Here is an 8,143-nt window from a genome sequence, read left to right as displayed (position 1 = left end):
GCGAGCGCCAGCGAGCGTCTCGAAACCACGGTCCGGGTGTGGGGTTTCCCACGGGTGCGGAGGGTTCCCCCGCGGGTGGGCGGTCGGCCACGATGGGCCTGCCCGAGAGCCGGGTCCAGCGAGGTCGAGGAGTACGCCGTGCAGTTCGGTCGCAGCTACGAGGAGTTCGAGGTCGGGGCGACGTACCAGCACTGGCCCGGCAAGACGGTCACCGAGTTCGACGACCACATGTTCTGCCTGCTCACCATGAACCACCACCCGCTGCACCTCGACGAGCACTACGCAGGGGAGACCACCCAGTTCGGCAAGAACGTCGTGGTCGGCAACTACGTCTACTCGATCCTGCTCGGCATGTCCGTGCCCGACGTCTCCGGCAAGGCGATCGCGAACCTCGAGATCGAGTCGCTGCGCCACGTTGCCCCGACCTTCCACGGCGACACGCTGTACGGCGAGACGAAGGTGCTCGACAAGTGGGAGTCGACCTCGAAGGACGACCGGGGCGTGGTCCACGTGGAGACCATCGGCTACAACCAGGACGGCAAGGTCGTGTGCATCTTCCGCCGCAAGGTGATGGTCCCCAAGCAGAACTACCTCGACGCCCGCGGCGGCGAGCAGCCCGGCCGTCCGGTGCCGCAGCCGGACCGGAACTGGCCGGGGGAGTGACGGGTTCACCGGTTGACAAGTGAGTCCGACCGGCCCCCGAAGTGCCGGGCCAGCGGCAGGATCCCCAGGATCAGCACCATGGGCACGGCGAACCCGACGCGCAGCGAGTTGGCCCCGACCAGGCCGGTGAGCACCGCCCCGAGCAGCGCCCCGACGTAGTTGAACTGGTTGAACCGCCCGATCACCACGTCCACCCGCGCCTGCCGGACCGCTGCCGGGACGTCGTCGCCGCCCGCGATCCGGGCCGCCGCCGAGAAGCTCAGCGGTGCGATCACCGCGACACCCAGCCCGAGCAGCGTGAACCCGAGCACCGCGACCGGCCAGGCCGGCGCGGTCACCACGACCAGCAGCGACAGGAAGGCCAGCACCCCGCCCGCCCGGAGCACCCGGACCGGGCCGAACCGGGCGACCAGCCCGTCGCCGGCGAACCGCATCACCAGCGTCGCCAGCAGGTACGGGAACGTGGCCAGCGCCACCCAGCGGTCCGGGGTCGGGAACGTGTTGTCGAGGTACGTCGGCCCCCACGTGGTCGCGGCGGTGTCGACCATGTAGAAGAGCACCATCCCGAGCCCGACCAGCACGATCGGCCGCCAGGGCACGGTGATCCCGGCGGTGTCCGGCTCGCCGACCCGGGGCAGGAACGGCGCCGCCAGCGCCACCACCAGCGGCACCACGCAGGTGACGCCGGCCACCCACAGGTCGGGCTGGATCAGCGTCAGCGTCGCGCCGATCAGGCCGCCGAGCGTCCACGCGCCGTGGAACGACGGCAGGATCGGTCGGCCGTAACGGTGCTCGACCGCCACGGCCTGCATGTTGCCGGCGGCGTCCACCAGCCCCAGCCCCACGCCGTACGCCGCGAGGCCGGCGACGAACACCAGCAGCTCGGGTGCGCCGACCAGCACCGGCACCGACACCGCGACCACCAGCAGCCCGACCCGCAGCACGCCGGCGCTGTGCCGGTTGCGGGCCAGCTGCTCGGCGACGACGGAGCCGACCCCGGCCAGCAGCACCATCATCAGCAGCAGCACCGACAAGGTGGCCTCGCCGAGATCCCACCTGTCCTGGAGGACCGGGAGCCGGGTGGTGAGGCTGATGAACACCAGGCCCTGCGCCCCGAACGCGAGGGCGGTCGCCGTCCGCGCGCGGCGGAGATCGGCGGTGACCGGCTCGGCGGCCGGGTCGAGGGGAGCGCGCATGGGAGGAAGCGTGCCAGAGTGACCCCATGACGGACGGGGAGGCGCAGGAGATCTGGCTGGTGCGTCACGGGGAGACCGAGTGGAGCCGGGACCACAAGCACACCTCGACCACCGAGCTGCCGCTCACCGACGTCGGGGTCGCGGTGGCCACCGAGCTGAAGGCGCGGCTCGACCCGGCCTCGTTCGACCTGGTCCTGTGCAGTCCCCGGCAGCGGGCCCGCGACACCGCCCGGCTGGCCGGGTTCCCGGACCCGGAGGTGGACGGGGACCTCGCGGAGTGGGCGTACGGCGACTACGAGGGCATCACCACCGCCGAGATCCGCGAGACCGTGCCCGGCTGGTCGGTCTGGACGCATCCGACCCCCGGCGGCGAGACCGCGGCGCAGGTGACCGCGCGCCTCGACCGGGTGGTGGCCCGGGTCTCCGCCCAGCCCGGTCGGACGCTGCTGTTCGGTCACGGACACGCCCTGCGCGCGCTCACTGCCCGCTGGCTCGGTCTCGTGGTGGGCGACGGCAGGCTCTTCCGGCTCGACACCGCGACCGTGTCGGTGCTCGGCTTCGAGCGGGACACCCGGGTGATCCTGCGCTGGAACGCCTGAAGGTGCTCGTCGGCGGTGCTTGACGGGGGTGCCCGCGGGCCTCACCGTTGACCCATGTTGGAGGCGCAGTGCCCCCGGTGCTCGTCGCCGGTCTCGGAGTCCGACGGCGTGTGGTCGTGCGCGGACCACGGGCGCATCGACCCGCTCTGGCGGGTCCGCCAGGCCTCGTACGACGCGTTCGGCGACCATCTCGCGCGGGCGGGCGGCTTCCCGACGTACGTCCCGTGGCCGATGAGCCCCGGCTGGGTGGTCACCGACTTCGGCGTGGTCTGCGGCCAGACCCGAGCCCGGGCGACCGTCACGTGTGTTGCCGGCACCAGCCCGCTGGACGGGCCGGTGGAGGTGCTGGTGGTGAGCGAGGAACCGGGCACCGGGCTCGGGGCCCGCTGCGCCGGCACCGTGCACTCCGACCCCGGCGAGCAGATCGCGGCGTCCACGCCGACCGCGCGGGTCCGCGTGGTCAACCAGTCGATCCCGCTCTGGACGATCTCGACCTCCGACGCCGACACCGACCTCGACCGCAGCGTGTTCGCGGGGGAGGCCCGGGGCCGCTGGCTGTGGCTGGTGCTGCGCCCGGCCTCGGCCATGCTGCTGCTCGCGGACGAGTGGATCCTGGCCGACGTGAGCGACCTCGGGCCGCAGCTGCTCGAGGTGCCGTTCGGGGGGCATCCGCCGGCCTGGTGACGGCCTCGGGCGAGAGCGGGATCTCGCCGTTCTGGATGCCGGGCGCGGCTGGCCGAGGCCCTAGGCTGCGCAGGTGCGCATCGACCTCCACACGCACACGCGGGCCAGCGACGGCACCCAGACGCCGCGCGAGCTCGTGCACGCGGCCAAGGCCGCCGGGCTCGACGTGCTCGCGATCACCGACCACGACAGCCCGGCCGGCTGGGCCGAGGCGACCGACGCGGCGCTCGAGACCGGCCTCACGCTGGTGCGGGGGATGGAGATCAGCACCCGGATGACCGACGGGCCGGGCGTGCACCTGCTCGCCTACCTGCCGGACCCGACGTACCCGCCGCTCGTGGAGGGGCTCCGGCTCGTCCTCGAGGGCCGCGACGACCGGGTCCCCGCGATCCTGGAGCGGCTGCGCGAGCACGGCGTCGACCTCGGGGAGGCTGACGTGCGCCGGCTGGCCGGGGGCCCGGCGGCAGTGGGCCGCCCGCACATCGCGGACGCGATGGTGGCGGCGGGCGTGGTCCGCGACCGGGACGAGGCGTTCGCGGAGTGGCTGGGTTGGGGCGGCAAGGCGTGGGTACGCCGCTACGCCGCGCCGCTGGAGTCGATGATCACCACGGTGGCCGAGGCGGGCGGCGCGACCGTGGTCGCGCACCCGTGGGGACGGGCCGACCACGGTCCCGACGGCGGCCCGCTCGGTGAGGCCGGGCTGGCCCGGCTGCGCGACCTCGGCCTGGCCGGCCTCGAGGTCGACCACCAGGACCACGGTCCGCGCGAGCGCGAGACGCTGCGGGCGATCGCCCGCAACCTCGACCTCGTCGTCACCGGCTCAAGCGACCACCACGGCGCCGGCAAGGTCGACCACGACCTCGGCTGCAACACCACCGCCCCGGCCGAGCTGGACCGGCTGCTGGAGCGCGCGGCCGCGGCGTCCGCCGCCTCCGGCCGCGAGACCCCCGAGGTGGTGCGGCCGTGAACGACGTGGTGAACGCGGTGCTGCTGACCGAGGTCTTCGTGACCCTGTTCGTGATCATGGACCCGCCGGGCACGATCCCGGTCTTCCTCTCGCTCACCTCCGGCCGGTCGCCGGCCACGATCCGGAAGGCCGCCTGGCAGGCGGTCGCGGTGTCGTTCTTCGTGGTCACGGTCTTCGCGTTCTTCGGGCAGGGGATCCTCCGCTACATGCACATCTCGATCCCGGCCCTCCAGGGCGCGGGCGGGCTGCTGCTGCTCCTGGTCGCGCTGGAGCTGCTGACCGGCAACGAGAAGGAGCCCACCGCGACCCAGGACGTGAACATCGCCCTGGTGCCGCTGGGCACCCCGCTGCTGGCCGGACCCGGCGCGATCGTCGCGGTGATGCTGTTCGTGCAGCGGGTCGACTCGGTCGCCACGTTCGTCGCGGTCGCGCTCGGCGTGGTGCTGGTGCACGTCGCGCTGTGGCTGGCGATGCGCTTCTCGGTGAACATCCTCAAGGTGATCCGGGAGAGCGGGGTCCTGCTGGTGACCCGGATCGCGGGCCTGCTGCTCTCCGCGATCGCGGTGCAGATGGTCGCCGACTCGGTGCGCGCGTTCGTGAACGGCGAGGGCTGACCGCTCCCGGAGGAGGGTCAGCGGCGGCCGACCTTCTGGAACCGCTGCAGCAGCGGCCGCGGGACGGTCCGGCTGAGGGTCGCGATCGCCGTGTAGCGCTTGCTCGGGATGGACATCGCCTTGCCGGCGTCCAGGTCCTCGAGCGCCTCCCGGACCAGCCGCTCGGCCTCCAGCCAGAGGAAGCCCGGCGCGCTGCCGCGGGAGACGTCCATCCGCTCGTGGAACTCGGTCTTCGTGAAGCCGGGGCACAGCGCCATGACGGTCACCCCGCTGCCGGCGTACTCCTGGTGCGCCCAGAGGCTGAACGCGTTGACCCAGGCCTTCGCGGCGGCGTACGACCCGCGTGGCAGGAACGCCGCCACGCTGGAGACGTTGACGACCTGGCCGTGGCCTCGCTCGGTCATCACGCCGAGCGCCGCGTGGCTCAGCCGGAGCACGGCGGTGACCAGCACGTCGAGCATCCGCACCTCGTCGGCCACGTCGTTGTCGAGGAAGCCCTTCTTCAGCCCGAACCCGGCGTTGTTGACCAGCAGGTCGACCGGACGCTCGCGGTCGGCGACCCGCGCCTCCACGGCGGCGAGCTGGGCGGGGTCCGCGAGGTCGGCTGCGAGCACCTCGACGTCGACCCCGTGGTCCGCGCGGAGCTCGGCGGCGACCTTGTCCAGGCGCTCGGCGTCACGGGCGGCCAGGACGAGGTCGTCGCCCCGGACGGCGAGCTGGCGGGCGAACTCGTGGCCGATGCCGGCGGTGGCTCCGGTGACCAGCGCGGTGCGGGTTCCCTGGGACATGCCGCCCAGCATCCAGGTCGGTGCACGATCCGGGCAACCCGGTCGGGCATGATATGAGCGATGACCACCACACTCGCGGTCGCCAACCAGAAGGGCGGCGTCGCCAAGACCACGACCGTGGCCTCCCTCGGGGCCGCCCTCGCGGAGCTGGGGCACCGCGTGCTGCTGGTCGACCTCGACCCCCAGGCGTGCCTGACCTTCTCCCTCGGCATCGACCCCGAGGACCTGGAGCTCTCCGTGCACCACGTGCTCACCAAGGGCCTGGCGCCGGGCGAGGTGATCATCGAGACCGACGACGGGGTCGACCTGCTGCCGGCCACCATCGAGCTCGCGCGTGCCGAGGCCGACCTGCTCACCCGCACCGGACGCGAGCACGTCATCAAGGGCGCGCTGGAGGACCTCGCCGAGTCCGGCGTCGTCTACGACTGGGTGCTGCTCGACTGCCCGCCGAGCCTCGGCGTCCTCACCGTCGCCGCGCTCACCGCCGCCGAGGGCGTGCTGGTGCCGCTACAGTGCGAGACGCTGTCGCACCGCGGGGTCGGGCAGCTGCTCGACACCGTGCACGACGTACGCCGCTTCACCAACCGCGGGCTGGTGGTCTGGGGCGTGCTGCCGACGCTGTACGACGGGCGCACCAACCACGCGCGCACCGTGCTCGAGAACATCTCCGAGGCCTACGACCTCGACGTCATCGAGCCCCCGATCCCCAAGACCATCAAGTTCGCCGAGGCGCCGGCCACCGGCCGCTCGATCCTCGCGACGAACCGCCGTAGCAAGGGTGCGCTGGCCTACCGCGAGGTGGCGGAGAACCTCGTGCGGCGCGCGGACGCGAAGTAGCCGGGGAGGGCCGGGACGGGTATGAGCCGCCACCGCCTCGAGGTGCGACCGCGCTACGGCCGGATCGCGGTCCTCGGCCTCTCGGTCGTGGTCACCGGCATCTCGGTGCTCGGCGGCATCGGCCTGCTTCCGCAGGAGGCCGGGTCCCCGGCAGCGAGCGCGGAGGACAGCCTGTTCATCCCGGGCAACGCCTCGACGTCCTCGGGACGGGGTGAGGAGAGGGCGGCGCTGGCCGCTGAGGAGACCGGGCCCGCCCGGGACAACCCCGACGATTCCTCCGGTCCCGCCGCCGCGCAGGTCCCGACGAAGGCGCCGGCCGCAGCCACCCGCCGTACCAACCGGGCGGATCGGAACGACGTCGCCCGTGACTGGCTCGCCGACCTGGACCTTCCTGCTGACAGCGGTTACGGGCGGCGCGTGGTCTTCAGCGAGGAGCAGCAGCGGGTGTGGCTGGTCGACGCGGACGGCGACGTACGCCGTACGTACCTGGTCTCGGGCTCGTTGACCGACAACCTCGATCCCGGCACGTACGCGGTCTACTCCCGTTCCGAGCGGGCCTACGGCATCGACGACTCCGGCACCATGAAGTGGTTCGTCCGGTTCACCCGCGGCGACAACGCGGCGATCGGCTTCCACGACATCCCGGTCCGCAACGGGAAGCCCCTGCAGACCGCGGCCGAGCTCGGCACCCCGCGGTCGCACGGATGCATCCGTCAGAAGGAGGCTGACGCCCGGGCGCTGTGGGCTTTCGCGCCGCTCGACACCACGGTCGTCGTCGTCTGACGAACGGCCACCTGCCGCTCGATCCGCGATTCCTGGCCTCTCGGCGGGAACGCGAACAGCCACCCTGGCCCGGGGCTTACCCGGCGGGTGGCTGCTCGATGCTGCTCACCGGCCCGTCAGCCGCCTCTCGGCGAAGGTCCGCTCGTAGCGGCGAAAGGTGAGGCCCGGGGGCATGATCCAGACCGGCTGATGGTGTCAACGGCTCGGTCGGGCGTCGCATTCCCGGCCCGCGATGAAATTGTTCAGGGGATCCAGACCGCCGCGTCGTGGGCGAACACGACCCGGCGCGGGTCGAACTCGAGCAGCCGCGCCACCCACGGGCTCGGTATTGGGAGTGGTGGCTGGTGGCCGAGACGCGACGCCGAGGCAGCGAGGACCTCCGCCGACCACTGCGAGGCGGTGTCGTGCGCCTGGCCCGCCAGCACCAGCGAGCCGTCGTCGCACTCCACGACCACCGACTGGTGCCCGTCGACGTGCCCGGGCGTGGGGACCACGTGGACGCCCGGTGCGATCTCGGCCTCGCCGTCGAGCAGCTCGTCGCGGGCGCCGGGGAAGTCGACCAGCTCCGGGAACGTGTAGCCACCCGCCCGCGCGGTGTCGAGCTCGCGGCGCTGGCAGTGCACCGGACGGCCGGCGAAGGCGGGGTTGCCGCCGATGTGGTCGAAGTGCAGGTGGCAGTTGACCACGAGGTCGACCTCGTCGACGGTCGCGCCGACGGCGGCCAGGGCCTGCTGGACGGGCACCCGGCGCGGGCGGTACCACGCCTCGGTCTCCTCGTCGGCCGCGCCGAGCCCGGTGTCGAGCAGCAGCACCCCGCCTGCCGTCCGGGCGACGTACCCGTGCACCGGCTCGATCCGCGGGCGGCCGGTCCCGGTCTCCTCCGGCGGGCGGACGAACGTCCCGAGGTCGATGCGTACGACGTCCTCCACCCGCATGACCCCACCCTCACACACCCCGAAATCAGCTGTAACGCGGTGTTCGTGTCACTTCGCACGCGTTCGAACACGTGCGA

The 8,143-nt window shown here is 72.8% G+C and carries 10 protein-coding genes; 7 read left to right on the top strand and 3 right to left on the bottom strand.

The window, feature by feature from the left end; all coding sequences use genetic code 11:
* The first annotated feature begins 138 nt into the window (after nt 1-138).
* On the top strand, nt 139-663 hold the full coding sequence (locus tag EKO23_RS23970) for a MaoC family dehydratase (RefSeq protein ID WP_175582741.1): 525 nt from the start codon (nt 139-141) through the stop codon (nt 661-663).
* Nucleotides 664-668: 5 nt separating this feature from the next.
* Here the strand turns inward: EKO23_RS23970 and EKO23_RS23965 are convergent, their stop codons facing one another.
* Nucleotides 669-1,859 (bottom strand): MFS transporter, encoded by a 1,191-nt coding sequence (locus tag EKO23_RS23965; protein WP_134721007.1) that lies wholly within the window; start codon nt 1,857-1,859, stop codon nt 669-671.
* A gap of 26 nt (nt 1,860-1,885) precedes the next feature.
* Between EKO23_RS23965 and EKO23_RS23960 the strand changes: the two genes are divergently transcribed.
* From EKO23_RS23960 to EKO23_RS23945, 4 genes are all read left to right on the top strand, one after another.
* The gene (locus tag EKO23_RS23960) at nt 1,886-2,458 is read left to right on the top strand and encodes a histidine phosphatase family protein (RefSeq protein WP_134721006.1); all 573 of its coding nucleotides are present in this window, start codon (nt 1,886-1,888) and stop codon (nt 2,456-2,458) included.
* Between the two features lie 54 nt (nt 2,459-2,512).
* Nucleotides 2,513-3,142 (top strand): DUF6758 family protein, encoded by a 630-nt coding sequence (locus tag EKO23_RS23955; RefSeq protein ID WP_134721005.1) that lies wholly within the window; start codon nt 2,513-2,515, stop codon nt 3,140-3,142.
* 73 nt (nt 3,143-3,215) lie between these two features.
* Nucleotides 3,216-4,109, top strand: coding sequence for a PHP domain-containing protein (locus EKO23_RS23950; protein WP_134721004.1), 894 nt, complete (start codon nt 3,216-3,218; stop codon nt 4,107-4,109).
* Entirely contained in the window at nt 4,106-4,723 is a 618-nt protein-coding gene (locus tag EKO23_RS23945) for a MarC family protein (protein WP_134721003.1), read from the top strand. The genes EKO23_RS23950 and EKO23_RS23945 overlap by 4 nt, the downstream gene beginning before the upstream one ends.
* 17 nt (nt 4,724-4,740) lie before the next feature.
* On the opposite strand, the gene EKO23_RS23940 is transcribed toward EKO23_RS23945, so the two are convergent.
* Entirely contained in the window at nt 4,741-5,511 is a 771-nt protein-coding gene (locus EKO23_RS23940; RefSeq protein WP_134721002.1) for an SDR family NAD(P)-dependent oxidoreductase, read from the bottom strand.
* Between the two features lie 60 nt (nt 5,512-5,571).
* Between EKO23_RS23940 and EKO23_RS23935 the strand changes: the two genes are divergently transcribed.
* Together EKO23_RS23935 and EKO23_RS23930 are read left to right on the top strand one after the other, a co-directional pair.
* Nucleotides 5,572-6,348 (top strand): ParA family protein, encoded by a 777-nt coding sequence (locus EKO23_RS23935; protein ID WP_134721001.1) that lies wholly within the window; start codon nt 5,572-5,574, stop codon nt 6,346-6,348.
* Nucleotides 6,349-6,369: 21 nt separating this feature from the next.
* Nucleotides 6,370-7,131: a L,D-transpeptidase gene (locus EKO23_RS23930; protein ID WP_134721000.1), complete on the top strand. Its 762-nt coding sequence runs from the start codon at nt 6,370-6,372 to the stop codon at nt 7,129-7,131.
* Nucleotides 7,132-7,373: 242 nt separating this feature from the next.
* On the opposite strand, the gene EKO23_RS23925 is transcribed toward EKO23_RS23930, so the two are convergent.
* Nucleotides 7,374-8,066 (bottom strand): N-acyl homoserine lactonase family protein, encoded by a 693-nt coding sequence (locus EKO23_RS23925; protein WP_134720999.1) that lies wholly within the window; start codon nt 8,064-8,066, stop codon nt 7,374-7,376.
* Nucleotides 8,067-8,143: the final 77 nt, after the last annotated feature.

The organism is Nocardioides guangzhouensis (assembly GCF_004519545.1).
In the GTDB taxonomy this organism is placed as follows: domain Bacteria; phylum Actinomycetota; class Actinomycetes; order Propionibacteriales; family Nocardioidaceae; genus Nocardioides; species Nocardioides guangzhouensis.
The sequence above is the reverse complement of the archived record's forward strand: the minus strand, read 5'-3'. Positions and strand labels throughout refer to the sequence as shown.

Coding starts and splice junctions, on each gene's coding strand:
- EKO23_RS23965 (WP_134721007.1), bottom strand. CDS start 1,859: ATGCGCGCTCCCCTCGACCCGGCCGCCGAGCCGGTCACCGCCGATCTC.
- EKO23_RS23960 (WP_134721006.1), top strand. CDS start 1,886: ATGACGGACGGGGAGGCGCAGGAGATCTGGCTGGTGCGTCACGGGGAG.
- EKO23_RS23955 (WP_134721005.1), top strand. CDS start 2,513: ATGTTGGAGGCGCAGTGCCCCCGGTGCTCGTCGCCGGTCTCGGAGTCC.
- EKO23_RS23940 (WP_134721002.1), bottom strand. CDS start 5,511: ATGTCCCAGGGAACCCGCACCGCGCTGGTCACCGGAGCCACCGCCGGC.
- EKO23_RS23935 (WP_134721001.1), top strand. CDS start 5,572: ATGACCACCACACTCGCGGTCGCCAACCAGAAGGGCGGCGTCGCCAAG.
- EKO23_RS23930 (WP_134721000.1), top strand. CDS start 6,370: ATGAGCCGCCACCGCCTCGAGGTGCGACCGCGCTACGGCCGGATCGCG.
- EKO23_RS23925 (WP_134720999.1), bottom strand. CDS start 8,066: ATGCGGGTGGAGGACGTCGTACGCATCGACCTCGGGACGTTCGTCCGC.